The 25,227-nt window shown below is 40.3% G+C and carries 28 protein-coding genes; 12 read left to right on the forward strand and 16 right to left on the reverse strand.

The features are described from left to right. Window positions 1-226 precede the first annotated feature (226 nt). From ABJL82_RS04950 to ABJL82_RS04965, 4 genes are all read left to right on the forward strand, one after another. The gene (locus ABJL82_RS04950) at window positions 227-505 is read left to right on the forward strand and encodes a BrnT family toxin (protein WP_347273616.1); all 279 of its coding nucleotides are present in this window, start codon (window positions 227-229) and stop codon (window positions 503-505) included. Further along, window positions 502-804 (forward strand): hypothetical protein, encoded by a 303-nt coding sequence (locus ABJL82_RS04955; RefSeq protein WP_347273617.1) that lies wholly within the window; start codon window positions 502-504, stop codon window positions 802-804. The genes ABJL82_RS04950 and ABJL82_RS04955 overlap by 4 nt, the downstream gene beginning before the upstream one ends. 174 nt (window positions 805-978) lie before the next feature. Further along, window positions 979-1,137: a hypothetical protein gene (locus ABJL82_RS04960; RefSeq protein WP_347273618.1), complete on the forward strand. Its 159-nt coding sequence runs from the start codon at window positions 979-981 to the stop codon at window positions 1,135-1,137. A gap of 113 nt (window positions 1,138-1,250) precedes the next feature. Then, window positions 1,251-1,436, forward strand: a complete 186-nt coding sequence (locus tag ABJL82_RS04965) for a hypothetical protein (RefSeq protein ID WP_347273619.1) — start codon at window positions 1,251-1,253, stop codon at window positions 1,434-1,436. 335 nt (window positions 1,437-1,771) lie between these two features. Here ABJL82_RS04965 and ABJL82_RS04970 read toward each other — a convergent pair whose 3' ends face one another. From ABJL82_RS04970 to ABJL82_RS05030, 13 genes are all read right to left on the reverse strand, one after another. Then, window positions 1,772-2,062, reverse strand: a complete 291-nt coding sequence (locus ABJL82_RS04970; protein WP_347273620.1) for a type II toxin-antitoxin system RelE/ParE family toxin — start codon at window positions 2,060-2,062, stop codon at window positions 1,772-1,774. Further along, the gene (locus ABJL82_RS04975) at window positions 2,050-2,232 is read right to left on the reverse strand and encodes a hypothetical protein (RefSeq protein ID WP_099326740.1); all 183 of its coding nucleotides are present in this window, start codon (window positions 2,230-2,232) and stop codon (window positions 2,050-2,052) included. Before ABJL82_RS04975 ends, ABJL82_RS04970 begins: the two co-directional genes overlap by 13 nt. A 481-nt stretch (window positions 2,233-2,713) precedes the next feature. After that, a complete protein-coding gene (locus ABJL82_RS04980) occupies window positions 2,714-3,118 on the reverse strand; it encodes a hypothetical protein (protein WP_347273621.1) in 405 nt (134 codons plus the stop codon). A 121-nt stretch (window positions 3,119-3,239) separates the two neighbouring features. Then, complete coding sequence (locus ABJL82_RS04985) at window positions 3,240-3,671, reverse strand: hypothetical protein (RefSeq protein ID WP_347273622.1); 432 nt, start codon at window positions 3,669-3,671, stop codon at window positions 3,240-3,242. 28 nt (window positions 3,672-3,699) lie between these two features. After that, on the reverse strand, window positions 3,700-3,969 hold the full coding sequence (locus tag ABJL82_RS04990; RefSeq protein WP_347273623.1) for a hypothetical protein: 270 nt from the start codon (window positions 3,967-3,969) through the stop codon (window positions 3,700-3,702). Window positions 3,970-4,269: 300 nt separating this feature from the next. After that, window positions 4,270-4,575 (reverse strand): type II toxin-antitoxin system RelE/ParE family toxin, encoded by a 306-nt coding sequence (locus tag ABJL82_RS04995; protein ID WP_347273624.1) that lies wholly within the window; start codon window positions 4,573-4,575, stop codon window positions 4,270-4,272. Next, window positions 4,572-4,793: an addiction module protein gene (locus tag ABJL82_RS05000; protein WP_347273625.1), complete on the reverse strand. Its 222-nt coding sequence runs from the start codon at window positions 4,791-4,793 to the stop codon at window positions 4,572-4,574. Before ABJL82_RS05000 ends, ABJL82_RS04995 begins: the two co-directional genes overlap by 4 nt. Window positions 4,794-4,810: 17 nt before the next feature. Further along, window positions 4,811-4,978, reverse strand: a complete 168-nt coding sequence (locus ABJL82_RS05005; RefSeq protein WP_347273725.1) for a DUF2283 domain-containing protein — start codon at window positions 4,976-4,978, stop codon at window positions 4,811-4,813. Between the two features lie 163 nt (window positions 4,979-5,141). Then, window positions 5,142-5,657: a phage integrase N-terminal SAM-like domain-containing protein gene (locus tag ABJL82_RS05010; protein ID WP_347273726.1), complete on the reverse strand. Its 516-nt coding sequence runs from the start codon at window positions 5,655-5,657 to the stop codon at window positions 5,142-5,144. 504 nt (window positions 5,658-6,161) lie between these two features. Next, window positions 6,162-7,049, reverse strand: a complete 888-nt coding sequence (xerD, locus tag ABJL82_RS05015; protein ID WP_347273626.1) for a site-specific tyrosine recombinase XerD — start codon at window positions 7,047-7,049, stop codon at window positions 6,162-6,164. Between the two features lie 41 nt (window positions 7,050-7,090). Next, window positions 7,091-8,779, reverse strand: a complete 1,689-nt coding sequence (locus tag ABJL82_RS05020) for an AarF/ABC1/UbiB kinase family protein (protein ID WP_347273627.1) — start codon at window positions 8,777-8,779, stop codon at window positions 7,091-7,093. Between the two features lie 386 nt (window positions 8,780-9,165). Continuing rightward, a complete protein-coding gene (locus ABJL82_RS05025; RefSeq protein WP_347273628.1) occupies window positions 9,166-9,477 on the reverse strand; it encodes a hypothetical protein in 312 nt (103 codons plus the stop codon). Between the two features lie 22 nt (window positions 9,478-9,499). Next, a complete protein-coding gene (locus ABJL82_RS05030; RefSeq protein WP_347273629.1) occupies window positions 9,500-10,051 on the reverse strand; it encodes a DUF2284 domain-containing protein in 552 nt (183 codons plus the stop codon). Between the two features lie 294 nt (window positions 10,052-10,345). Here ABJL82_RS05030 and radC point away from each other — a divergent pair, with 294 nt between their 5' ends. From radC to ABJL82_RS05060, 6 genes are all read left to right on the forward strand, one after another. Further along, window positions 10,346-11,044 (forward strand): DNA repair protein RadC, encoded by a 699-nt coding sequence (gene radC, locus ABJL82_RS05035; RefSeq protein ID WP_347273630.1) that lies wholly within the window; start codon window positions 10,346-10,348, stop codon window positions 11,042-11,044. 133 nt (window positions 11,045-11,177) lie between these two features. Next, window positions 11,178-11,417 carry a hypothetical protein gene (locus ABJL82_RS05040; RefSeq protein WP_347273631.1) on the forward strand — a complete coding sequence of 80 codons (240 nt, stop codon included), beginning with the start codon at window positions 11,178-11,180 and terminating at the stop codon, window positions 11,415-11,417. 156 nt (window positions 11,418-11,573) lie between these two features. Next, entirely contained in the window at window positions 11,574-12,992 is a 1,419-nt protein-coding gene (pyk, locus tag ABJL82_RS05045; RefSeq protein ID WP_347273632.1) for a pyruvate kinase, read from the forward strand. A gap of 1 nt (window position 12,993) precedes the next feature. After that, window positions 12,994-13,683, forward strand: coding sequence for an NAD(P)H-hydrate epimerase (locus ABJL82_RS05050; RefSeq protein ID WP_347273633.1), 690 nt, complete (start codon window positions 12,994-12,996; stop codon window positions 13,681-13,683). A 177-nt stretch (window positions 13,684-13,860) separates the two neighbouring features. Beyond that, window positions 13,861-15,702: a DNA topoisomerase IV subunit B gene (locus tag ABJL82_RS05055; protein ID WP_347273634.1), complete on the forward strand. Its 1,842-nt coding sequence runs from the start codon at window positions 13,861-13,863 to the stop codon at window positions 15,700-15,702. A 4-nt stretch (window positions 15,703-15,706) separates the two neighbouring features. After that, a complete protein-coding gene (locus ABJL82_RS05060; RefSeq protein WP_347273635.1) occupies window positions 15,707-18,295 on the forward strand; it encodes a DNA gyrase/topoisomerase IV subunit A in 2,589 nt (862 codons plus the stop codon). Between the two features lie 213 nt (window positions 18,296-18,508). On the opposite strand, the gene rmuC is transcribed toward ABJL82_RS05060, so the two are convergent. Together rmuC and ABJL82_RS05070 are read right to left on the reverse strand one after the other, a co-directional pair. Then, window positions 18,509-20,161: a DNA recombination protein RmuC gene (gene rmuC / locus ABJL82_RS05065; protein WP_347273636.1), complete on the reverse strand. Its 1,653-nt coding sequence runs from the start codon at window positions 20,159-20,161 to the stop codon at window positions 18,509-18,511. 75 nt (window positions 20,162-20,236) lie between these two features. Continuing rightward, window positions 20,237-21,235: a magnesium transporter gene (locus ABJL82_RS05070; RefSeq protein WP_347273637.1), complete on the reverse strand. Its 999-nt coding sequence runs from the start codon at window positions 21,233-21,235 to the stop codon at window positions 20,237-20,239. A 247-nt stretch (window positions 21,236-21,482) separates the two neighbouring features. On the opposite strand from ABJL82_RS05070, the gene ABJL82_RS05075 reads away from it, so the two are divergent. Next, the gene (locus ABJL82_RS05075) at window positions 21,483-22,496 is read left to right on the forward strand and encodes an NAD-dependent epimerase (protein WP_347273638.1); all 1,014 of its coding nucleotides are present in this window, start codon (window positions 21,483-21,485) and stop codon (window positions 22,494-22,496) included. A gap of 359 nt (window positions 22,497-22,855) precedes the next feature. On the opposite strand, the gene ABJL82_RS05080 is transcribed toward ABJL82_RS05075, so the two are convergent. After that, window positions 22,856-24,205: an MATE family efflux transporter gene (locus ABJL82_RS05080; RefSeq protein ID WP_347273639.1), complete on the reverse strand. Its 1,350-nt coding sequence runs from the start codon at window positions 24,203-24,205 to the stop codon at window positions 22,856-22,858. A 583-nt stretch (window positions 24,206-24,788) separates the two neighbouring features. Here ABJL82_RS05080 and ABJL82_RS05085 point away from each other — a divergent pair. Next, window positions 24,789-25,109, forward strand: a complete 321-nt coding sequence (locus ABJL82_RS05085; protein ID WP_347273640.1) for a multidrug efflux SMR transporter — start codon at window positions 24,789-24,791, stop codon at window positions 25,107-25,109. The last annotated feature ends 118 nt before the right edge of the window (window positions 25,110-25,227 follow it).

The following is a 25,227-nucleotide window of genomic DNA, read 5'->3' on the forward strand; positions in this document are numbered from 1 at the left end:
ACACGACTTTCTTCGGTTATTATTACTATTAGATGTCTAATTGTTTTGCTTCAGGCATAAATACATTATCGTCCATAGGTTCCATACGCCCCATACCCCCCCTCCCCCCCCCATATACCCCCATACCTTGACCCCACACCCCCTGCGATGCTCGCAGCTTAACAGCCCGCGTTAGCGGAATGAATTCTGATGACAAAATGCACACATTTATGTTATCCTCCGCCTAATGAAGATCTACAATTGGAATGCAGAGAAAAACGAGCAACTGATCAGCGAAAGGGGAATATCCTTCGAGGAAGTGGTTTTTTATATTGAAAACGGCGGACTGCTTGATGAAATTGCACATCCCAATAGCCAGGACTACTCTCATCAACGAATTTTTATTGTGGCGATCGAGAATTACGTCTATCTGGTCCCATATGTCGAGAATGAAGAAGAAATATTTCTCAAGACCATTATTCCAAGTAAAAAATTTACAAAGATTTATATCGGAGATAATATATGAAGAATGTAAAACTGAGTAAAGAAGAGAAGCAACTCCTTAAGGCTGTCGAGGCTGGTGAGTTTGAGTCTGTTCTCACGAAGAAGCGTAGAAGCGAACTCGTCAATGCGGCAAAAGACACTGTTCGTAAAGACAAGAGAATAAACATCAGAATTTCTAACCGTGATTTAAAAGCTATTCAGTTAAAAGCAACCGAAGAAGGCATTCCTTGTCAAACTCTGGTATCCAGTATCATCCACAAGTACATATCGGGTTCTTTGAAGGATATATCCGCTAACAAACGCATGCAGCGTACCGGCTAATCGCCAGCCGCTGATGCGAAACGTTATGCGACAAGGTCAGAATGACGGTTATCGACCCAAAGCGGACATTTAAATTTAGGTGTAAATCGGGGAAGGACCAAGCTAACCTGTTCCCAAACTCCTGTTTGCGAACGTAATGGCACAGGAAACTACATTCGCGGGTTCAGCGATCTCGTGGGTATAAGCGCACAGAACGGGTTTGATACTACTACTCATCCGGGAAGTAAAACCACTTGGAACAGTCTTGGCCGTCAGGAAAGAGATGATGTCCAGCGGGAATTTGACCCGGCAAGTGGACGGCATAATCTAAAGTACAGGTTCAGGGCGCCATAAAAATACTGATAATAATGTAGCGGCAGCACAACTAACTCCGGATCACTTTGCCGGGGTTCGACACGGGTACACTCCATGTTTTTTGTAACCCTTTACATCTGCCAGTAACGAAAATGAAAGCAATATACGAAAGAAAATGCAGATACATTGGCTTGCCTGATGATAAAGATGATTTTAATTTTACTGAAAGGTTTATTGCCTTAAAAACAGAACCAGAAAAACAGATTGCGGAGGAAATCACACTTAATGCTTTGATAAAAAACAACTTATCCCAAATAAAACTACCGGAAGGAAAGTAAACTTAAATATTGATAAGTTTACTTTTTCAAGCTAAAGTAAACTAATTTGAAAATAAATTTACTTTCCTAATGTGATAATGAAAAAGACAGAGGTAAGCGGCAAGACCCGCTATCGCCTTTTCCTCTTTGAGCCATATTTGAATTTATTTAAGTATGGGATAAAACTCAGGGGACACCATACTTAATTATTGACACAATCTCAATGCCTTTTTTTTGTCTGGTACGCCCCACCCTTGCTATTTCGGGGATGCCGTACTTAATTATAGACGCAGTAATTAAGTACGGTGTCCCCTGAATTCTGTTCGCGCGCTCTTTTTTTCTCTCTTGTGCAAGATTCAGGTATTAAATTCAACGGGTTTTGCTCCATGATGGATAGTAAGAACCTCAACTTCCTCAGCAACTATACGATAAATAATTCTGTAGTTACCTAATATAATTTCCCTAATATCTTCACGATTTATTTCGGGAACAACTCTGCCTGATTTTGGAAAGAGTTCAAGACGATCTGTTGCCTCAAATGCTCTAATTGCAAACAACTTTGCATATTGAATAGAGTCACGCGCAATAAAGAGACAAATAGAGTCCAAATCATCTAAAGCTTGATCTGTCCATGTTACTTTAACCATTTTTCCATTCTCTTTTTTGCTTCCTCATGAGAAATTTTTTGCCCTGAATCAGCTTGTTTAATGCCTCTATCTACTTTATAAATGAGATACAATTTTTCCATAGCGTCTTCAATAGAAGCATCTTGTGGAAGATCTTGAATTGCTTTAAGTACTTGTTCTTTTGGAATCATAATTGTTCCTCCTAAATTGTTGTTTATAATAGCATATTACATAATGATCAAGTTCAGCCGACCGCTTTCCCAAAATCTCCAGAAATGAAATACGGTCATCATTATCAGTAAGAATATTCCTTAGCTCATTTCCACGTGATAAGATGTGATAGTATGCCCCTTCAAATTTCTATGCGCCATGGTTTTGTCATGACAAACGAGGTAGCAAAATCGCCTTCTCTTGCCGACAATATAATCACTAATCAAGGTGTGACCTGAAACCCAATGTCATTAAGTTAAGCAACCGGCAACAAAAGTCCCCTTTAAAAAATGGGGATAAAGGGAGTTGTTTTTAATCAAATAACCTTAACTTAATGACATTGGTTTGCAACCTGTACCCGCAGAAATTCCTCAAGCTTACGTGACCATAAAGCGCTGTTACCCACTGGTTTTAAAGGTAATAGTCGCTAACCAAGTTTTGTTTTTCCATATCAAATCTTTTCTATTTTAATATCATCCACCTTAATTCAAAATACAGTTCTGGAAATTCATAATCCTCATCTGAATTATTCCAGCATTCCCGGATGTATATAACTGCTTTGTCTGATTCTGAGTATGCCAAAGATACAGTAAAATAATGTGATGCGTTATTATACGTAGATGTAATAGGCAATTGTCTTTCATAACTACCATAATCACCACCAATATCTGCAAATCCCATAACGCCTTTAATTTCAGACTCTATGTTACCAATTATAAATATTTGTGAGTCAAAACTACCTGCACCAATCTCAATAGACTCAAACTCAACATCTACAATACCTTTATCATTAATTTTAACCCTATCGGCAAAAAGAGTTGTTGTGCTAACAAAAAGTACTGTTAAACAAATAAATATTTTATACATTTTTCATTCTCCTTCTTTGGCAATTAAGGTGACATCATATTAAATTTTAATTAAATGAATTAAGCAAGGTACTATCATAGAAATTTAAAAAAATGTTGTTCAACCAATTTTATGCCAACCTCTATTTATAACGTATTAATTTACATTTAATTTTTAAATTCCATGCATAAGAATCTCTGTCTATTACATCATTATTAACAATGGTGCGATAGAAAACAATTTCCCCTTTTTTTGTATTCGCAAATGCCACGTCCCAATATTCAATAATATTATCTGCCTTATCATCGGGTTCTAAATAAACAATTGCAGTGGTAGGAAGATTAAATATCCAGCTTCCAGATTCAACAGTTGCCAATATTTGATGTGGAATTTTGTTTCCAAGTGTTTCAATATCATAACGTTCTGTTATGCCCTCACCAGCCTTAACGAGGACGCTTTCCAATTCTAAATCTTCTGTAATTCTATCAAACACATCAATATCATCTGCAAAAACAATAGTTATAGGAATTGCAACTATTACCATCAATATTAAAAATATCATTATTTTTTTCATATCAATCCCTCCTCTTATTTTTAGGTAATTAGGGGACACTTCCCATATCACTTGCTTGATCTTGTTGGAAAAATAAGGGAAGTGTCCCTATATTCCCAAAGGTATTGGCGTAAAATTTAACCTTTTCATCCATCTGCCCTTCATTGGCAATAAACGGTATTTGGAGTTTTCCGATCTTTTGGTTAACCGTCTTGTTTGATGGTTTACCTGTGCCTTCTTGCGCAAATAACGGAAAAGCAAAACCAAATAACAATGAAAGCACTATCGAAAAGATAAAAATATGGTTACTTTTTTTCATAAGTATTGTCCTTATTAAATATGTAAAGGGTTATAGGGTAAAATAGTGCGTGCATTATAGACAACGCAATTCCATTGTCAATATTTAAAAAAGGCCAACCACGCATGGGGCAGGGAATGTGGGGCCATCCATTACATAAGAGGTATGGGGTCAAATCTTTATCAATTACATATTTGTCAATGGTAAAGATTCGACCCCTTCTGTAGGCCTTTTAGCTTAAATTGTCGTCGTTACCACAACGGCTAAGCTCATCTGCCGCTATGGAGCACCAGCGGAATAGCGGTCGGGTGGTGCAACTTGTTAGATGTTGTCTATTCTCTTTTTCAATAAATCCGGTCTTCTCTTACCGTGAAGCACCGCAAGAACTATTATCTTTTCTTCTTCAACAAAATAGATGATTTTGTACGGAAACCTTTTGATGATGTGCTTTCTTGCCACTTTGTATTCTAGCGGATGAATTTCTGGATTTCTCACGATGAAGTTAAGTCCTGCATTAACTTGCAGGAGGAAGTCGTGTCCTAAACCTACCCTCCTATCCTCATACCAAGAAAAGGCTTCCTTCAAGTCATCTTCAGCTTCGGGTCTGATAATAACCCTGTATTTCATTGCTTACTCACAATTCTTTTATAGACATCCTCCCACGGAGAGCCCAAATCAGGATTTCTATGGTAAGCCTCCAACCGTGCATCTATGATTCTTTTTTCTTCCGCGGTTAATTCTATTTCTTCCGGTTCTTTTGCTATAGTATCCCAGATGTCCTCTACAAGTTGAATTCTTTCAGGTATTGATAATGCAAGGGTATCTGTTGCTGTTATTTGTTTCATAGTTTTTATCTCCTGTTTTATCTTAATTTACATCTAAGTATTTCAGCTTGTGATGATTCCAATATTGAATCTCGAAGAAAAGAACTTGCCTCTAATATTTCTATGCCAATTAATTCACCGCTTTCATTCAACTCAGCCGTAATATTTGGGCTTAACTCAATGCTATCTGCGTCTTTTTTCCTCAGAGATAACTATATGCAGAATATCTTCATCTTTAAAATATGCCATCTTTGTTTTATCCATTACACTCTTGTCTAAATTAAATTTTCAAAAAGCCAGTAACCTTATTGGATGCCAATGATTTAATTATACCGTATAACAATGATTATACAGACTGTATAAACCGGCCTAAAACCTGTCAACGTGACCTCGGACACTGTGACAGCCTTTGTTCAAGACATGGGTGTAGATCACCGTTGTGCTGACGTCTTTGTGGCCAAGAAGTTCATGTATGGTGCGAATATCATAACCGGCCTCAAGCAAGTGCGTAGCAAAGGAGTAACTGAAGAATTGTCTCGTGGGTATGATGCTACCCTTGCCAAGATCTCCGACTTCACGACCTGTCACGTGGCGATATAGGAACAGCAAGGCTGAAAGCGCTTGGTTTTGCGTGGAGGCGTTCACCTTTTCCTTCACGGCGAGATGGGTGAGAAAGGCGTTGATTTCCGGCTCAGCCATTTCCGCAGGATGACAAACCTTATGGAAAAAGATGAACCGCCTGACCCAATGACAATAAGTCTGCTCCGTGCGTCTGCTGTAATGACGAGAGCGAAAAGATTCACGAAGACAGCCCGGTAGTTTCGGCTTATGACCCGACTTCGAGGCGTCTGCTGGATGCTCGTTTGCACTCCCAGAATTTTTTATTATGGAGCGAGCTTGTTGCACAGGATTCTCTCCTCTGCTGACAAAGTCGAAGATTAAATGATAGAAAAAGGGTTTTTCCTTAAGAGTGAGTGGTAGTTAAACAAAAAACGAAGAAAATTGCAATTATTTTTATTATTAAGGTTTAGGTTCCGCTCTAATAAAAATTTGTCAGATACTTCGCGAATTATTTTTACTCTCTGTTCGGGTGTTAACCTCTTTTTTTCATTAGAAATTTAGCACAAAAAAGAATCTGAGTATTTAGAAAAAGGGCCAATATTTAAACCTTTACATGATATTAATTTCTTTATGAAAGCAATAATAGACGGAGGCACCAGATGTTGGCCTAATGGAGCAGACATTACATTGCACCTGAAACAGTGTATGAAAAAGTTTTGCTGACAAATCGCTTAAGCTACCCCCTTAATTATTGGGTGTTCAGTATGAAAAAATAATATCATGGAGAAGCAGTTAAATTTAAGGGGTGAACGTTAGGTTTGTTTAAGTTTAAGCACGTGGATGAAATCTTTGGTGGATGGCTTTAAGGTGTTGTTTGTTCACATGGGTGTATATTTGCGTAGTAGAGATGCTTACATGGCCCAGCATTTCCTGGACAGCCCGTAAGTCTGCCCCGTTTTCCAGCAAATGTGTTGCAAATGAATGCCTCAACTTGTGCGGAGAAATAGCTTCGGTAATTCCCGCTTTTAATGCACAGTTTTTTACAATAAGCCAGATGTTTTCTCTCCGTAATGGCCGTCCCGTCCTCGATAAGAATAAATAATGACTGTTCTGGCTGTCTTTGATTTGCGGCCTTACGGTCGTCAAATATTCCTGGATGGCGATGGACGCCTTTTTTCCAAGAGGTACGATTCGTTCCTTGGAACCTTTGCCCTTGCATTTTATATATCCATATTCCAGGTTTATTCCGTTCAGCGATATTGTGGCTACTTCAGATACCCTTGCACCGGTAGCGTAGAGTAGTTCTAGAATGGCCTTATTCCGGACGCCTAGTTTTGTTTTGACGTCCGCGGAGGAAAGGAGGTCTTCGATTTTGTGTATCGGCAATACATAAGGTAATTTTTTCCATAGTTTTGGACTGTCGAGGGATACAAGGGGATTTTTTTGCAGTTTTCCTTCGAGGATAAGAAATTTATAAAACATGCGAATTGAAACAATTGCACGGTTAACAGAGTTTACCGATTGTCCCCGTTGTTTTTCAGAAATAATGAAGCTTGTTATAACATTCGGACGGATAGTGTTGAAATCATGAATATTTTTACTTAATAAGAATTTTATGAAAAGCTGCAGGTCGCTTTGGTAGCCATGAATGGTGTTCATGGCTGAACCACATTCAACAAGAAGATAGTTTATAAAGGAATCAATAAGTTCATCCAAGGCAGTAAAAATCCTTCTGGAAAATACAGTATTTACAAAATTTACAAACGGCCTGATCTAAGGATGCCTACCGCCAATCCCATTCCCATGATAGCCGCAAATACAAATCCTAGTATACCCAGTGCCGGAAAGCCATACACGAAAGGCCCTTTATTGGCCATGATAATGAGGGAAGAGCCTATAATAAGGGCGGAAATAACTAAACTGAATGAAACCCGGTTGCTTGATTTGTCCATTTCAGCGATAAATCTTGAAAGGCCTTGATGTTCAAATTCTATTTTTAATGTCCCCTTTTTAATCTTCCTTAAGATTTCAAAGGCGTCTTTTGGAATATACTTTAAAATTTCGATCAACTCATTGGAATACATCTCTATATCTTTAAATATGCGCCTTGGGTCATAGCGTTCATGCACAAGTTTTTCTACGAATGGTTTTGTATGAAGTATGGAGTTGAATTCAGGGTCTAATTGTCTGGCAACTCCGTCTATGGTGGCAAATGTTTTAAAGAGAAGATGAAACTGGGGGGGGATTTTTAGTTTGTGCCGTGTCATTAAATCGAGAGCCTGGTGTAACATTGCAGGGACTTCTATTTGTTTTAACGGGATATCGTAATGGCGTTCTAAAAATTCGTTGATATCATTTTTTAGATCGCGGGTGGGATTTTCTTCATCAATTGCCCCTAACAGTTCTAAAGCCTTGATAATGCCGGGTATATTTTTTTTAGATACTGCTATGAGCAGAATAATGATTGCATTGCGGGCATCTTCATCAAGCCTGCCCACAATCCCGAAATCGATAAAGGCGGAAACATTATTGGGGAGAACAAAAATATTGCCAGGATGGGGGTCTGCATGAAAGAAACCGTCAATGAATATTTGCTGAAGCACGGCATTTGCCCCATTTACCGCAACGGCTTTTTTTTCTTCAATAGTGTGCGGCTGAAGCAGGTATTCATTCAGCCGTATCCCCTGTATTTCTTCAGTAGTCATCACCATTGGCTTTGTGTAATCCCAATATACTTTCGGGATATGCACGGTTTTATTGTCCTTAAAATTCTTCCGGAATTTATCCATATTGTGCGCTTCGTATGTAAAATCTATTTCTTTTCTGATAACCTTTGAAAATTCCTCGACAATGGTGATTGGGTTTAGAACCCTTATATCTTGCATATACCGGTCTGCGAGCTGGGCAAACGTGTTAAGGATATCCATATCTGTGGTAATTATTTTGTTGAGGTTTGGCCTTTGTACTTTTATTACCACATTTTCACCTGTGTGAAGCCGCGCTTTATGTGCCTGTCCCAAAGATGCAGCAGCGAATGGCACGGGGTCAAATGAAGAAAATAACTCTTCGGGGAATTTCCCAAAAGAGTCTTTTATCTGTTTTTTGACGTCTTCATAAGGAAATGGCGGTACCCGGTCCTGCAATTTGCTCAGTTCTTCGCAAAGATCCAAGGGGATTAAATCCGGCCTGACACTTAAGATTTGTCCAAATTTTATAAAAGTAGGGCCAAGTTCTTCCAGCACCTTTCTAAGGCGAACAGCGCGGGGTTCCTGTGTTTCCGCAAAATATCTGAAAAAACGGTTTTTGATAACGCCCTTGCCGAAGGCATAGTTTTCCAGATGGAGCCGTTGAATAACAAAGCCGAACCCGTGCTTGCCCAGAATCCTCATGATTTTGTTCAGGCGGTGAATATCTCTGATTTTTTGACGAATTTTTCTGATTGGCATGAAGTTATACTCAAAAGGTTGACAGTTTGTGATTTTTCAAATTGAGACAAAGCAATTATTCCGTAATGGGTGGCACTGAAAAGCCTTGTTTGTCAGTGGTTTTGTAATATTTGCTCAATGCTTTGTAATTGCAAAAACAGGGGCGAAGCATTTGCTACAGATTGTCATAAATGCGTTCATAGCTAAACTGATAAATGCTTCGCCCCTGCCGTCGTTGCATATCCACATTTCAAAATGGATGCTTCATAGACAACGGAGTGAGAGTTCAACACGGACAAACAGGGTTTGTCCGTGCCACCCTAGTCTACAGTCTGCAATTTGCAATTTGCCGACTGCCGATTGTAGACTGCCGACTGCTACTCATAGAATAGAAAATTCCAAGTCCCTTACTTCTTTTCCTTGATTTCTAATTCTTTCAAAATAGTTTCAAGTTTTTTTTGCATTTCCTGCAGTTCTTGCCGTGTCGGTATGTCAAGCTTGTGGAGTATTTTTTCTACCAATTCTTCCGTCCGCGTTTCAATCTCTTCTTTGCTGGGAAGGATTTTCTTCAGTGTTTCTTTTACTTGCGCGAGGGTTTCATCCTTTTGGATTTCGCCTTTTCTCACCATTTCTTCTATGAGTTCGTTTGCATTTTCTTTTGTTACAAGCATTGCGCCAAAACCAAGGTTTACGGCTTTTTTCATAATTTCTGACAGCATAGTAATCTCCCTTCCCTGTAATTTATTCTAACAAAACGAGACCATATATATTCACTTCGTCGGTTTTACTCGTGAGTGTTTCTATTTTAAGATTAAGGTTTCTTACCGTCTGATATACATCAATGCCGCATGCTTCCATTGACGGCCTGGCTTCCTCCGTGCGAATGCATGTTGAAACAGCATCGCATTGTTCGCATAATTGGCATGGGCCTGCTCCTAGTCCAAAAGCTTTGTAAAATCCCAGGGAGAAAGCCTTTTCTTCGATTTTTGTTATCATATATCTCATTTGCCAGCTTAGGTGGCCATGCAAGAGCAATGCATTGCTGTATTCTTTCAGAATCTCTTTCATTTCATCGTAAGCTGGGGAATGCGGGGGGCACGTTAGTTTTTTATTGTATTCGCTGCAGCCGTATTTACATTTTAATTGTACCCATCGTGCAATGCTTATCACTTCGGGGTGTATAAAAAAGGCTTGTTCACAGCCGAGGGACAAGGCTTCTTTTATTAAAACATTGTGCCGTTCGTCACTATGTTGCCGGTGGGCAATGGCGGTAAATGTTGTGTTACTATGCATAGGAACTCCTGAAAAATAGTTCTTGCGAAGCGTGATGGTTGTTGTTATATACAAACAACAAGACTGATTTTACTATAAACCGTCACTGTTTTGTAATCAAATATTTTTTCACTTAAAATACGTAACACTTTAGTTTTTTGAAAAAGTAGGGGCGAAGCATTTGCCCGTTTGGATGTGAACGCATTTAGGACAATGCGATTGTTGGAATTTTTCAAAAAACTAAAGTGTTACTAAAATACATGTCCATTCATTTTTGCCGGCCGGAATAATTGAAAAGTTATCATATACAAAAAAATGCAGGAAAAAAGTAAACGCCCTACAATAAAACAATTGCCTCTCAACGAACGCCCCCGTGAAAGGCTAATCCAGGGCAGTGAAGAACATTTAACCGATGCGGAGCTTTTAGGTATCATCATCCGCGATGGAACGCAGGAATATAGCGCCGTTGATTTAGCGAAGAAACTACTTTCTGATTATGGTGATTTTCGGGCATTAAGTGCTATTTCAATAGGTGAACTATGCAAGGTGAAAGGCATAGGCCCTGCCCGTGCAGCGCAAATCAAGGCTTCGCTTGCCATTGCGAGACGATTTTCTACCATTCCGGTAAAAACGGCGCAACAATTTAAAAAAAGCAGCGATATTTTCCATCATTTTCACGAGAGGTTGAGGGAAAAGAAGCAGGAATATTTTCTTATTACATTATTAGACAATAAAAACCGGATTATAAAAGAATTGACTATTTCCATTGGTAGTTTAACACTCAGTATTGTGCATCCGCGGGAGGTATTTAACCCTGCTATCAGAGAATCTGCCGCATCTGTAGTTTTTGTGCATAACCACCCTTCCGGCGACCCTGAACCAAGCAAGGAAGATATACAAATAACACAGAGGCTTCAGGAAGTGGGCAATATTGTAGGCATAAAAGTCCTGGATCATATTATTGTAGGGAATGGATGTTATGTAAGTTTGAGGGATAAAGGGGTTGTGTCATAAGACTTCTTTAGTCGGCAATCTACAATCTAAAATCGGCAGTCGGCAGTTGACGAGAGACGAATGACGAGGGACGAGAGACGAATGACGAAAGACGAGAGACCAATGACCAATTAGAGATGAGAAAGAAGAGGGAATGATAGATATTGTTTTTTATATAAGCTTATTTATAAATTTTTGTCTGATCTGCGAATACATGCGGTCGTCCTTAATTATCCAGGAATTGCAAAAAGAGCTGGAAAAAGAAAAGGAACTTGGAAAAATGCTTGAAAGAAAACTTGAAAAGGCGAGAGCAAGAGAATGCGAGCGGGAAAAAGAAAAAAAGGATGAAGATAGCATGTCGAAAATAAATATGAGACCTGTGTTTAGAGATTAAGTAACAATTTTTGCCTGCTCGAAATACAGGTAGAATTACAACCCACTTAAAAGTTATTTCCTTGCACTTTCTGTCAAAATATTTAATTGTGAAATATGATAATTGGGTAACATTTTAGTTTTTTGAAAAACTAAACTAATTCGACAATTGTGAAAAATGAATAATTACAGAAAAACAAAAATAGTATGCACCATTGGGCCGGCGAGTAATTCTTCGGCCATGATTGAACAGTTAATATGCGCCGGGATGAATGTGGCGCGTCTTAATTTTTCTCATGGCGAACTGTCACAACACAAAGAGTGTATTGCCCATATTCGCGCCATTTCGGAAAAATTAATGCAACCCGTTGCCGTGCTCCAGGATTTGTCAGGGCCAAAGGTAAGAATTGGAATGCTTTCCGGCGACGCGGTTACCTTGAAGACAAACGATACCTTTACCCTTACCACCAGGAATATCGAAGGGAATGAGCGTGTTGTATCAATCAATTATTCAGATTTACCCATGAATGTATTTATAGGCGATACTCTTCTGTTAAGTGACGGCGAAATAGAAGTAGAAGTCATACAAAAGGATGATAGAAATGTTCATTGCAAGGTAATTGTGGGAGGGGTACTGACCTCCCGAAAGGGAATTAATATTCCTGCACGAAGTTTACCGATATCCCCATTAACGGAAAAGGACAAAAAGGACCTGGAATTTGGAATAGAGCAAGGGGTTGATTACGTAGCGATGTCTTTTGTAAAAACCGCTGAGGATATAATGGAATTGCGGGACCTTATGCAGAAGAAAGGCAAAACGATCCCAATTATCGCGAAAATTGAAAAGCACGAGGCTGTAGATAATATAGAAAAAATTGTGAATACCGCGGATGCAATTATGGTTGCACGGGGAGATCTTGGGGTTGAAATACCACTGGAGAGGGTCCCTTCCGTTCAGAAAATGATTATCCGGCTTGCAAACAGATACGGTAAACCGGTGATTACCGCAACGCAAATGCTGGCTTCAATGGTAAATAACTATCGCCCCACACGGGCAGAGGTTACCGATGTCGCAAATGCGATTCTTGACGGAAGCGATGCGGTAATGCTCTCAGAAGAGTCGGCAATAGGGCGCTATCCTGCCGATGCGGTGCTCATGCTAACGAAGATTGCGAAACAAATTGAGCCTGATTTAACGCAAAGCAATACATTTGAAAAATTTCGCATACCGGAAAACCGTACCACTATTACTGACGCCATAAGCATAGCAACGTGTCAGGTTGCAAATGAATTAAACATGAATACGATTATCACCTGTACCCAATCGGGAAGTACGGCTCGTTTTATTTCAAAGTATCGCCCGCGGCAGAAAATCCTTGCGGTAACTCCTTCGGTATGCACCTACAGAAGGCTTGCATTGGTGTGGGGTGTTATACCGATTCTTACCGAATCAATGGAAAATACCGATGATATGATGAAAAAAGGAATAGAAGCGGCAAAACAAGCAGGATACATCGTCGAAAATGAAACCATTGCGATTACCGGAGGCGTACCGGTAGGGATGCCCGGATCAACGAATTTGTTGAGGGTGTATTAAGATGAAGAAGTCGTTGACCCGTGAAGAAATGAGAGAACTTGACCGGAAAGCTATTGAGGAATATCAGATTCCCGGGATGCTCCTGATGGAAAATGCAGGCAGAAATGTGGCAGAGGAGGCGGTGAAAGAAACCGATGACCCGCAGAAGGAAAAAATAGCTATTGTATGCGGCAAGGGCAACAATGGGGGGGATGGTTTTGTTGCAGCAAGACACCTTTCTAATAAAGGCATTCCGGTTGAAGTATTTATTTTTGCAAAAACAACGGATATTCCAAAGGAAAGCGACGCCGGTATAAACCTGCGCATACTTCTGAATATGAAGATACCGGTAAAAGAATATATTGATCTTCAGGCGGTAAATGATGCCATTGGTAATCTGAAACACTTTACAATGCTCATTGATGCGCTCTTTGGCACAGGATTGTCCGGAGAGGTGCGTGAACCATTTACAACATTGATTAGTGGGATAAATACACTGAAGAAAAAAATCATATCAGTGGATATACCCTCCGGATTAGATTGTGATACCGGCAATGTATTGGGGGCTGCAATAAAGGCGGGAAAAACGGTAACTTTTGCAGCAGGCAAAAAAGGATTTTATCTGGGAGAAGGGCCAAATCATACCGGAGAGGTTGTCGTTACCGATATAAGCATTCCCGGGGAATTGCTTAGGCAAATGTGTAAATCATGAATTAATAAAAAGGAAACCACAGATTTCACAGACTTCGTCGTGAGCTCAGTCGAACGATTACACAGATTAAAAAAATCCCAAATCCCAAAATTCAAATCGTAAATCGTAATTCGTAAATCTCCAACGTATCTGTTTAAACCGGCAGAGTAGCAGTCATATTTTTTTAAAGGATTTATCATGTTGAAGTCAGCATACACGGAAGAACATATAAAATCGCTGGACTGGAAGGAACATATCCGTCTTCGTCCGGGGATGTATATTGGTAAGCTTGGCGATGGGACGTCCATGGATGACGGCATCTATGTGCTGGTGAAGGAAGTGGTTGATAACTCTATTGATGAACATGTGATGGGTTTCGGAAAGACAATAGAGATTAAAATCAGTGAACATCAGGTTACGGTGCGCGATTATGGACGCGGCATCCCGCTGGGTAAAGTATTCGACTGCGTGGCCAAAATTAACACCGGCGGTAAATATGATTCTGAGGCTTTTCAGAAATCAGTAGGGTTGAATGGCATTGGTACGAAAGCGGTGAATGCGTTATCAGGTTATTTCATGGTGCAATCTTTCCGTGACGGCAATGCGAAATCCGTTGAATTTTCCCGGGGCAATATGACGAAAGATTTCCCGGTTGAAAAGACCAGCCATCGAAACGGGACATTGATACAATTTACTCCTGATGAGACTATATTTAAAAATTACCGTTTTATTCCCGATTTTCTTGAGAATCAAATCTGGAATTATGCCTACCTAAATGCCGGGTTGACCATTGACTTTAATGGCAGGAAAATCCATTCCGAAAATGGCCTTTTTGATTTGCTGACCCGTAAAACAGACCCGGAGACCCTGCGGTATCCGATTATCCATTCCCGCGACAGGGATATTGAATTTGCTTTTACCCATGCCGATCAGTACGGCGAAGAGTACTATTCCTTTGTGAACGGACAGCACACAACCCAGGGGGGTACTCACCTTGCCGCTTTCCGTGAAGCAATAGTCAGGACGGTACGCGAGTTTTATAAAAAGGATTTCGACGCCGCTGACATCAGGGCTTCCATTGCCGGCGCTATTAGTGTGCGCATACAGGAGCCGGTGTTTGAGTCGCAGACGAAAACAAAACTAGGCTCGATTAATATCAGCCCGGACGGCATTTCCATTCGTGCATTTGTTAACGATTATGTAAAAAAAGAACTGGACGATTATCTGCACAAGCATAATGATGTTGCAGAAAAGCTCTTGAAGCGCATCCTGCAGTCTGAGCGGGAACGCAAAGAAATCGCCGGCATAAAAAAACTGGCAAATCAGAGGGCAAAGAAGGCAAATCTCCATAATAAAAAATTGCGCGATTGCCGCATACACTACAATAGTGAAAAGAATGAACAACGTTACGAAAGCGCTATCTTTATTACAGAAGGGGACTCGGCGAGCGGTTCAATCACGAAAGCGCGCAATGTGGAGACTCAGGCCATCTTCAGTTTGCGGGGCAAACCGCTTAACTGCTTTGGATTAACCAAAAAAGTGGTCTACGAAAACGAAGAATTTAATCTGCTCCAACACGCTTTGAATATTGAAGACGGCATTGAAAACCTGCGCTACAATAACGTGATTATTGCTACTGATGCAGATGTTGACGGTATGCACATCCGCCTGCTGTTGATGACGTTCTTTCTGCAGTTTTTCCCCGATTTAGTGAAGAACGGGCATGTGCATATACTTGAAACACCGCTGTTCCGTGTTCGCAATAAGAATGAGACAATGTATTGTTATAACGAACAGGAGAAACTGGAGGCGATTAATAAAATAGGTAAAAATCCGGAAATAACGCGTTTTAAAGGTTTAGGGGAAATATCGCCAAATGAATTTGGACAATTTATTGGCGAAAATATTCGTCTGCAGCCTTTAGTGCTTGGGCAAAAAGATTCAATTGTTCAGACGCTGAGCTACTATATGGGGAAAAATACCCCTGACCGGCAAACGTTTATTATCGAAAACCTGTCCGTTGAGAAGAATTTAGCTTAAGAGTATGGTTAAAAATAAAAATAATAATAAAATGCTCAAAAATCCCACTGAAGAAAATAACGTCATCCATGAGGCGCTTCATGTCTCGGAAATGTACAGCAACTGGTTTCTTGAATACGCATCCTATGTAATCCTGGAAAGGGCGGTTCCTGCGTTGCTTGACGGATTAAAGCCCGTTCAGCGCCGTATTTTGCATTCGATGAAACAGATGGACGACGGGCGCTTTAATAAAGCAGCCAATATTATCGGCCACACCATGCAGTATCATCCGCATGGAGACGCCGCGATTGGAGAAGCGCTGGTTAATCTGGGACAAAAAGACCTTCTGATTGAGACGCAGGGTAACTGGGGTGATATTTCGACAGGCGACTCCGCAGCCGCGCCTCGTTATATCGAAGCGCGTCTTTCAAAATTCGCCCTTGAAGTGGCGTTTAACAATCAAACCACCGAATGGCAGCTTTCCTATGACGGCAGAAAGAAAGAGCCGGTGCTTTTGTCAATGAAGTTTCCGTTGCTGCTGGCACAAGGCGCTGAAGGTATTGCCGTAGGTCTTGCTACAAGGATTATGCCCCACAATTTCATCGAATTGCTTGAAGCATCAATAGACACGCTGCGCGGGAAAGAAGTAAATCTCCTGCCGGACTTTCCTACTGGGGGGATGGCGGACTTCAGCAATTATAACGAAGGGTTGCGCGGCGGCAGAATCAACGTTCGGGCAAAAATAGAGATATTGGATAAGAAAGCATTGGTTATCCGCAGCATTCCTTACACGACTACTACGGCGAATGTTATGGATTCCATTGTAAAAGCAAGTGAAAACGGCAAGATAAAAATCAAAAGGGTGGTGGACAATACCGCAAAGGATGTGGAGATTGTTGTCGAACTCCCGCCAAATGTCTCTCCTGACGTCACTATTGACGCACTGTATGCCTTTACTGATTGTGAAATATCCATATCGCCCAACGCATGCGTCATCATAGATGAAAAACCAAGGTTTCTCGGTGTGAATGAAATCCTGAAAATATCTGCAAAACATACCGTAGGCCTTTTGAAACGCGAGCTGGAGATTAAACTTGGCGAATTGCGGGAAGCATGGCATTTTTCTTCGTTGGAGAAAATATTTATTGAGAAGCGCATTTACCGGGACATCGAAGAATGTGAAACATGGGAAGGGGTAATTGCCGCTATTGATAAAGGTTTGAAACCTTATAAAAAACATTTTCAACGCGAAATAAATGAGGAAGATATCGTACGTCTGACTGAAATAAAAATTAAACGCATTTCCCGCTTTGATTCCTTTAAAGCCGACGAGGCTATTAAGGCGCTGGAAGGCGAAATCAAACAGGTTGAATACGACTTAAAGCATCTTACCAATTACGCCATTGCCTGGTTTGAAAATTTGATTAAAAAATACGGAAAAGGCTGGGAAAGAAAAACACAAATCCGTAACTTTGAAACTATTCAGGTTGCACAGGTTGCCCAGGCCAATCAAAAACTGTATATGAACAGGATGGATGGTTTTATAGGCTATGGCCTCAAAAAAGAAGAGTACATTGGCGATTGTTCTGATATTGACGACGTAATTGTTTTCCTGTCGGACTGTACCTTTCTGGTTACACGGGTATCTGAAAAGGCATTTGTAGGGAAAGATATTATACATGCCCAGGTATGGAAAAAAAACGACTCACGCATGATATACCACATGATATATCAGGATGGGAAAGACGGTCCTGCTTATGTGAAACGTTTTGCAGTTACTTCCATTACATACGATAAATCCTACGACCTGTCGCAGGGGAAAAAAGGCTCAAAGGTGCTTTATTTCAGCGCAAACCCAAACAGCGAATCAGAGGAAGTAACGGTTGCCCTCAGCACGAAAAGCGCTGCCCGCAAACTGACATTTGACTATGACTTCGCCGGACTTGCCGTAAAGGGACGTGCTTCTATCGGGAACAGGCTTACAAAATATCCGGTTCGCAAGATACTTCATAAAAAAGCCGGAACTTCTACCCTCGGCGGGATTGATATCTGGTACGACGAGACGGTTGGAAGGCTTAATGGTGAAAACCGGGGGAAATATTTGGGCAAATTTGAAGGGGAAGACAGGATACTGGTGATATACAAGGATGGCGCATTGGAGTTGACGACCTTTGAACTGACAAATCATTATGATAATGAAAAGATCGACATGCTTGAAAAATATAACCCTGAAACCATTATTACAGCGGTGTATTTTGACGGAGAATTGAAAAATTACTACATAAAACGTTTTAAAATAGAATCCGATGTTGTTGGCCGTGTCTTTTCATTCATTGGGGAAAGTGAAGGCAGTTTTCCGGCAGTTGTCACAACTGATGCAGACCCTAAAGCAGAGATACAGTGCTGTTTTGGACGTAAAAAAGAAAAACGAAGTGAAGTTGCGTCTCTGAATAACCTTGTGGATGTCAAAGGATGGAAGGCACGGGGTAACCGGTTGAGCAGTTATGAGGTAATCGGTGTTAAGATAGTAGAGAACGGAAGGCCTGAACCGGATACTGACGCAAAAGAAGACTACCATCAATTGAAGCTGTTTGATGATAGAGAGCAGCGGTAATGGTGAAATCCGGTAATGGTGAAATCCGAAATCCGAAGAAAATTCTAATTACAAAGCATAAAATTCAAAACAAATCCAAAACTTCCTTGTCTGTGTGTGACCACGTACAGGCAGGCAACAATACGAAGCACAAAATATGTAGTGCGACGAGGTTCATCGCACTACATTGTTGGAATCTTCCAAAATACTAAATTGTTACGTTCGTTTAGAATTTCAAGTAATTTTGTCATTAGAAGTTTTTTCGGATTTTGCATTTAGTATTTCGTGCTTGTTTTGTTCTGGTTCAAAGTCTGTCGGCAACATAGCGGCTGGAATTTCTTTGTTTGATTTTAATCCCAGATTTTTGAGTTTTAATGCTTGTCCAACCAAATGGCCGCTTCCACTATTTAGTTGCGCAATTGCTGTGTTATATGATTGCCGGGATTTATTAAGATGTTTTCCGACATCTTCGAGAGTTGAAACAAATGTAACAAATTTTTCATAGAGTAAATCCCCTCTTCTTACTATTTCCATTGCGTTTTTACTTTGCATCTCTCTTTTCCATAAGTCAGCCATTAACTTTAAGCAGGCAATTAAATTTGTTGGACTAATGAGTAGTATCCTTTTTTCATAAGCGTATGCCCAAAGGTCTTGATCCTTTTGAATGGATATTAAATATGCAGGCTCAATAGGAACAAACATCATTGTAAAGTCTAATGACCCCTCAAGGGCATCATATTTTTTTCCGTGCAGGTCGTCTATGTGTCCATAAATTGATTTCAAATGCTCTGCCAAATGAATTGTTTGTTCGTCTGGCGTCTCTGCTGATGAAAACCTGTCATAAGAGACTAATGATACTTTTGAATCTATAATTATTACTCTGTTGTCGGGAAGTTTCACCAAAACATCGGGCCTTAAGCTGTTTCCACATTCGTCTTTTATTGTCTGTTGCAAAAAGTATTCTCTGTCTTTTACCAATCCTGATTTTTGCAAGATACTTTCAAGAATCATTTCTCCCCAGTTACCCTGCTTTTTCGCCTGACCCTTAAGTGCCGTCGCAAGATTATTAGCCTCACTACTTACTTTGTTTGTTTGTTCCACTAATTCTTTGACTTTCTCTTCAAGTGAAAATCTTTGCTTAGACTCCTTGTCATACGTTTCTTCAACTTTCTTTTTGAAGTTGTCGATGTTTTCGCCAAGCGGCTTTAAAAGAGCTTCAATGTTTGTTTTATTTGTTTCGGTAAATTTACCGGTTTTTTCTTCCAGAATTTGATTTGCTATTTTTTCAAATTGCAAATGAGAGGTTTCCTGCATTTTGGTTATCTCTTCTTTCTGAGTCGATAGTTTTTCCGTTAGTGCAGAATTTTTGGCAGTCAGTGTGCTGTTCTCTGCGGTTATTTTCGTTATTTTGTCTGATAGTTGGGCTAATGCGTCTGCTTGTTTTTGATTGAGTTCTTTCTGAGATTTCAAATTTTCTTTCAATGAATTATTAGTTGCATTTCCTTCGGCGATTTTCTGCTTTAATGAATTGATTTCGTTTTGCAGAGATGTGTTTAAGGTCGCTTGCTCTACCATTACCTTTGAAAGTTCAGCAATTTTTAATTCATTGTTTTTAACGGTTGTTTCCAATGAAGAGGATTTGGATTGAAGTCCTGTAAGCTCTATTGCTGCTGATTCATACTTCGTATTCAATTTTGAATATTCCAGTTGTTGCACTAAAAGCCTGTCCTCTGAAACCTTCCATTGTGTATTTGTTTCATGGAATTTCGCATTTAATGTTTCATAGTCTGTTTTAGAAACAGTTTTTGCCTTGTTTAGCAAATAGAAAATGATGTAGGAAACAAAAAGCCCTGCTATTAGTCCGGTTGAAATTGATATTATATCCATATTGTCTGTTTATTTTTGGTGTTTCGTTTAATACAATGACTGTCAAAGTTTCGCGGGCATAGCTTTTCACACTCACTACGGCTTAAGAAGATATGTCCCGAGTGAAAAATATGCGGTCAACGAAATGACGTCGGAAATTGCCAATACAAGCGGGCACGAGGCATGGGTTGGATTAATACCCATTTTCTTAAAGAGTATCGGTAAAATACATCCAAAAAAAGAAGCGGTAACAATGGTAAATAAGATCGTTAGAGACAGGACTATAGAGAATACCTGTTCATGTAGCCATAAAAAAGACACCAGGTACATGATTCCGCCGCACAGAGCGCCTATTTTCAAACCGATGAGTATTTCGTAAAGAACAATACCTTTCATTTTTATAGTTCTTCCAAATGAAGAAAGAGTAACCGCAACTGCCTGAGTGCCCATGCTTTCTGCAAGACCTAAAATTATCGTTATAAAGAATGCGGTAAAAATAAACTTGTCTAAGGTGATACTGAACAGGTTTGTAATCAGTGCACAAGTAATTCCGCTCATAATGTTGAAAAGTAAATAGGGGAATCGTAAAAAGGCGCTTTTGAAAACAGAAGGTTTTCGAAATTCTTCAAGTTTTATACCGATTATATTGAGCAGGTCATCCCGTGCCTGTTCCACATCCTCTTCAATAGCTATTGTGTCTGCTATTAAATCGTTAACCCGTGTAACGCCGATGAGTTTTCCTTGTTCGTCAACAACAGGAAAGGCCAGGAATTTATACATTAAAAAATATTCAAGCGCTGTATCTAAAGAACTTTGCAGGAATAGTTTGATGGGGTTGCGTACCATAATATCGGAAATCTTTGCTCTTTTGGGAGAAGTGATTAGTTTTCTTAAAGGTATTATGCCCGTCAATTTCCCTTCACTATTAGTGGCATAGCAATAAAAAATATTACCAGAGAGCTTACTGTCACGGATAAATTCAAAAGCAGTTTCAATTGTACTATCTTCCGAAACAGCAAGCATTTCAGTACTATATTTAATTTTGGTACTATAGTCAGGGTCGGAATTTCTTAATTTTTTATTGCGAAACAACATGATTGCACTATTCTTTTCTTTAATTAAGAATGACTCCCCCGTGGGGAGGTAAATTTGCTAAAAGACAGTTATGGTTGAGATTTTGGTTAGCTGTATACTAAAAAAATTAGATGGATAATGTCAACATACTACTTGGTTAAGTAGAGACGCACGGCCGTGCGTCTCTACAATTTTGTACAATATGATTAAAACGATTTGACGATTTAACGAATCACCCTTCATAAATTTAACATAGAGGTATTTTCAGATGAAAAAGATACTTGTTACCGGAGCGGCGGGGTTTATTGGTTATTATGTTTCAAAAAAATTATTAGCATCAGGATTTGAAGTAACGGGTATTGACAACATAAATGATTATTACGATACCACATTGAAACATGATAGGGTTAAACAGCTTATAAATGACAAACAATTTTCTTTTCATACGCTGGATATAATTGATAAAGACGCCCTCTTATTAATTTTTAAAAAAGAAAAGTTTGATGGTGTGATCAATCTTGCCGCACAACCTGGGGTAAGATATTCTCTCATTAATCCACACGCATATATTGATAGCAATATAGTCGGATTCATCAATATACTGGAGGGTTGCAGGCAGAATAACGTACAACATCTTGTTTACGCATCTTCCAGCTCTGTTTACGGAAAGAACACAAAAATCCCCTTTTCCGAACATCACAACGTAGACCATCCCGCTTCTTTATATGCGGCAACCAAAAAGGCCAATGAACTTATGGCGCATACCTATTCCGGCATATACAATATCCCCTGCACGGGTCTGCGTTTTTTCACAGTGTACGGACCTTGGGGAAGACCGGATATGGCGTACTTTCTCTTTACAAAGGCAATTATTGAAGGGAAACCGATCAATATATTTAATCATGGAGAAATGAAGCGTGATTTTACCTATATTGATGATATTGTTGAAGGAGTGGTAAAGGTTATGATGAGGATACCTTGTAAAAATCCTGATTGGGACGGAGAGAATCCCGACCCCGCTACCAGCAATGCTCCTTACAGGGTGTACAATATAGGCAATAATAAACCGGTGGAACTCCTGAGGTTTGTTGCGATATTAGAGGAGTATTTGGGGAAAAAAGCGGTGAAAAAAATGCTCCCCATGCAACCGGGAGATGTTCCCGTTACGTACGCAAATGTTGATGAACTGATAAAAGACGTTGGTTTTAAACCCGCAACACCAATTGAAACGGGTTTGAAAAAATTTACCGACTGGTATAAATGGTATTTCAATGTGAGATAAAGTTATTCTTCGGCTTGCATAGCCAGAACCAAAGAAGCAAGAAATAAAAAATACGAAATTCGAAGTACGAAATCCGAAACAAATTCCAAAATCCTCTCCCTTACCTCCTCCAAAGGGGGAGAATGTCCCCCGCTGGCGGGGGTGCAGGGGGTGGATTTCTTCTCGTTACCAAGCCGGAACTTGGGAACTAGAGTTTTTAAGCAAGCACGAAATGCGAGATACAAAAGATGCGCTTGTTATCAATAATTTAATGCGCGGGAAATAAGCGCTTTAGCAATTCAATTTTTTTTGTGATAAATTCATAATTTATTAAGTACCAGTTTAGCAATAACTTAAACCCTGTGAACGGTTACTATTGTTTATACGATAATGGTCTTCCATCTGCCTCTTTTATAGAGAATGAAGATAGCAATGGCGCGGCATATCCAGTCGATTGCCGCTCCCAGCCATACGCCTCCCAATCCCCATCCAAATTTGATTCCAAACAGGTAGGCCAAGGGAAGGTGCAGGCACAGTGTACCGGCAATGGTTATGAGCATCGGGCTTAACGTGTCTCCCGCCCCGCGTAGCCCACCGGAAAAAACCATATAGATTGCCAGCGCTGGCTGTTCAATGGCGGCAATCATGATGCACACGACTGCCAAAGAGAGTACATCGGGAGCGGGGTTAAACATTTTTGCCATTTGTGACGGGAAAACAATGAAAACAATGGCAAAGAAACACATAAAACAAACAGAAAAGAGGCAACTGCGTTTCATGCTTTTCAGAGCGAGAGGCACGTTATTCGTGCCGAGACTCTGTCCCACCAATGTGGCGGTGGATACCGCAAGGGCGAATCCAGGCATAAACGACATTGATTCGATGCGTATGGCTACCTGATGTGCGGCCAGCGGAACGGTGCCGAGTATGGCGACAATTTTCGTGAAGAACAAAAACCCTATTTGTGTGAGAAGGGCGTCAATGGTGGCGGGAAATGAAATGCGCATAATCCTCTTGATAGAGGCAACGTGTAGGTTTTTTATAGTGTCGTATTGAAGGTGCACGACGCATTTTCCACTGAAAAGCCTTGACAACAGCAAACCCGCTCCGATTGCAAATGAAATTGCGGTTGCCCATCCCACGCCTGCCACACCAAGCATGGGAAATGGCCCTATTCCAAAAATAAGCAACCAGTTGAATAAGATATTAAAACAGTTAACGATGAAAGTTACTTTCATTGGCGTTTTGGTGTCCCCCGCGCCACGAAGTATGCCGCTGCTTACAAAAATAATGAGGCGAAAAACTAAAAAACCGGAGACAATTTGAAAATACCTCTCTCCAATATCCGCCACTTTTGGCTCCGCACTCATCAGGATAAAAATCGTCCTTGCGAAATATATCAGAAACGGCGGGATGAGTACTCCCATAAAGAGTGCAATGAGGAGCGCCTGGGATGCCACAAGTTGCGCATGGCCTTTTTCCTTTGCGCCAATGTGTCTTGCCACGATGCTTGAAGCGCCATAGCTCAAAGAGGAGGTGACCAGGGAGATGAAAAAGAATAAGGAGCCAGCCAGACCTGCAGCGGCAATGGCGTCTGTTCCGAGCCTGCCTACCATTATAGTGTCAGAAATAAAAACGCTCATATGGAGCAAGTTTTCAATGGCGACTGGTATGCAGAGTCTTAAGATATTCTTATTCAGGTTTTTTTCTGTTAGTTCAAGCAGTGGCATAGTGATTGATAAGTGTGTGTATAGGAATTTTCAATATATTTATACGGGCTGCAGGGGTCATAATGCTTGCATTTGCAAATAGATAATTAAGGTAATCCCCGTATGTCATTGTGAGGCAGAACTGCTAAGCAGCCTAAATTCATTCATTTCTGGTTCAATTGTGTACGAGTGAAACGAAACGTTTTGTATTGTTCACGGCTTTTGACCGTGTGCAGGATAGGTGAACCAACTGCATAAACATCCGTTTCAATTCTCCGTATCAATAGTGTTATAAAGTACAAATTACAAATTACAAATAACAATTTCCAAATAACAAATAATATCGGGATTCCAGTTGCTGAAATTCCAAGTTTTGTTATTCTTGTTTCACAAGTACTGTTTTCCATTAAAATGGGGAGTGAATATCGCGAAATAGTGTAAAATCTCCATTTTGTCAAGGCTTGTGGAGATTGGGAACGAGATTGAATGCGTGACAATGCGCTGTAACCTGGCCGCAATTGCCCTGCGGTTTATTACCCGCCGATAGTGTGCTGCGTTATGCGTTACCGTTTTTTATCAGCCTAAAAATAAGAGGTAAGCGATAATGGCCTGGATATATCTGATTGTTGCGGGTTTATTTGAGATAGGTTGGCCGCTGGGCTTAAAGCTTTCACAGACAACAGAGCACAAAGTTATGTGTGTTATATTTGCTGTTACGTCTATGGGTTTCAGCGGCGCATTCTTGTGGTTGGCGCAAAAGACAATACCTATGGGTACGGCATATGCTATTTGGACCGGAATTGGCGCTGTTGGCGCATTTATTATTGGCATACTTATGTTCAAAGACCCGACAAATATTTTGAGGATAGTATCGGTACTGCTGATAGTGGCAGGAATAATTGCATTAAAACTGTCTTATTCGTAGTGATTTCCGGGTTGTTCCTTCTCCCTTATCCCTCTTTTCGGAGATTGACTGCATAAACCCGGGGGCAGGCTACAGACCTAAAACCCGCGTGAGAACCATCAGTGGTATGTAATGATGG

Source organism: Candidatus Kuenenia sp. (assembly GCF_039794105.1).
Taxonomy (GTDB): domain Bacteria; phylum Planctomycetota; class Brocadiia; order Brocadiales; family Brocadiaceae; genus Kuenenia.

What these genes read in the sequence shown, in the direction of transcription:
- ABJL82_RS04950 (WP_347273616.1), top strand. Translation starts at nt 227, where the DNA reads ATGAAGATCTACAATTGGAATGCAGAGAAAAACGAGCAACTGATCAGC.
- ABJL82_RS04955 (WP_347273617.1), top strand. Translation starts at nt 502, where the DNA reads ATGAAGAATGTAAAACTGAGTAAAGAAGAGAAGCAACTCCTTAAGGCT.
- ABJL82_RS04965 (WP_347273619.1), top strand. Translation starts at nt 1,251, where the DNA reads ATGAAAGCAATATACGAAAGAAAATGCAGATACATTGGCTTGCCTGAT.
- ABJL82_RS04970 (WP_347273620.1), bottom strand. Translation starts at nt 2,062, where the DNA reads ATGGTTAAAGTAACATGGACAGATCAAGCTTTAGATGATTTGGACTCT.
- ABJL82_RS04975 (WP_099326740.1), bottom strand. Translation starts at nt 2,232, where the DNA reads ATGATTCCAAAAGAACAAGTACTTAAAGCAATTCAAGATCTTCCACAA.
- ABJL82_RS04980 (WP_347273621.1), bottom strand. Translation starts at nt 3,118, where the DNA reads ATGTATAAAATATTTATTTGTTTAACAGTACTTTTTGTTAGCACAACA.
- ABJL82_RS04985 (WP_347273622.1), bottom strand. Translation starts at nt 3,671, where the DNA reads ATGAAAAAAATAATGATATTTTTAATATTGATGGTAATAGTTGCAATT.
- ABJL82_RS04990 (WP_347273623.1), bottom strand. Translation starts at nt 3,969, where the DNA reads ATGAAAAAAAGTAACCATATTTTTATCTTTTCGATAGTGCTTTCATTG.
- ABJL82_RS04995 (WP_347273624.1), bottom strand. Translation starts at nt 4,575, where the DNA reads ATGAAATACAGGGTTATTATCAGACCCGAAGCTGAAGATGACTTGAAG.
- ABJL82_RS05000 (WP_347273625.1), bottom strand. Translation starts at nt 4,793, where the DNA reads ATGAAACAAATAACAGCAACAGATACCCTTGCATTATCAATACCTGAA.
- ABJL82_RS05020 (WP_347273627.1), bottom strand. Translation starts at nt 8,779, where the DNA reads ATGCCAATCAGAAAAATTCGTCAAAAAATCAGAGATATTCACCGCCTG.
- ABJL82_RS05025 (WP_347273628.1), bottom strand. Translation starts at nt 9,477, where the DNA reads ATGCTGTCAGAAATTATGAAAAAAGCCGTAAACCTTGGTTTTGGCGCA.
- ABJL82_RS05030 (WP_347273629.1), bottom strand. Translation starts at nt 10,051, where the DNA reads ATGCATAGTAACACAACATTTACCGCCATTGCCCACCGGCAACATAGT.
- radC (WP_347273630.1), top strand. Translation starts at nt 10,346, where the DNA reads ATGCAGGAAAAAAGTAAACGCCCTACAATAAAACAATTGCCTCTCAAC.
- ABJL82_RS05040 (WP_347273631.1), top strand. Translation starts at nt 11,178, where the DNA reads ATGATAGATATTGTTTTTTATATAAGCTTATTTATAAATTTTTGTCTG.
- pyk (WP_347273632.1), top strand. Translation starts at nt 11,574, where the DNA reads ATGAATAATTACAGAAAAACAAAAATAGTATGCACCATTGGGCCGGCG.
- ABJL82_RS05050 (WP_347273633.1), top strand. Translation starts at nt 12,994, where the DNA reads ATGAAGAAGTCGTTGACCCGTGAAGAAATGAGAGAACTTGACCGGAAA.
- ABJL82_RS05055 (WP_347273634.1), top strand. Translation starts at nt 13,861, where the DNA reads ATGTTGAAGTCAGCATACACGGAAGAACATATAAAATCGCTGGACTGG.
- ABJL82_RS05060 (WP_347273635.1), top strand. Translation starts at nt 15,707, where the DNA reads ATGGTTAAAAATAAAAATAATAATAAAATGCTCAAAAATCCCACTGAA.
- rmuC (WP_347273636.1), bottom strand. Translation starts at nt 20,161, where the DNA reads ATGGATATAATATCAATTTCAACCGGACTAATAGCAGGGCTTTTTGTT.
- ABJL82_RS05070 (WP_347273637.1), bottom strand. Translation starts at nt 21,235, where the DNA reads ATGTTGTTTCGCAATAAAAAATTAAGAAATTCCGACCCTGACTATAGT.
- ABJL82_RS05075 (WP_347273638.1), top strand. Translation starts at nt 21,483, where the DNA reads ATGAAAAAGATACTTGTTACCGGAGCGGCGGGGTTTATTGGTTATTAT.
- ABJL82_RS05080 (WP_347273639.1), bottom strand. Translation starts at nt 24,205, where the DNA reads ATGCCACTGCTTGAACTAACAGAAAAAAACCTGAATAAGAATATCTTA.
- ABJL82_RS05085 (WP_347273640.1), top strand. Translation starts at nt 24,789, where the DNA reads ATGGCCTGGATATATCTGATTGTTGCGGGTTTATTTGAGATAGGTTGG.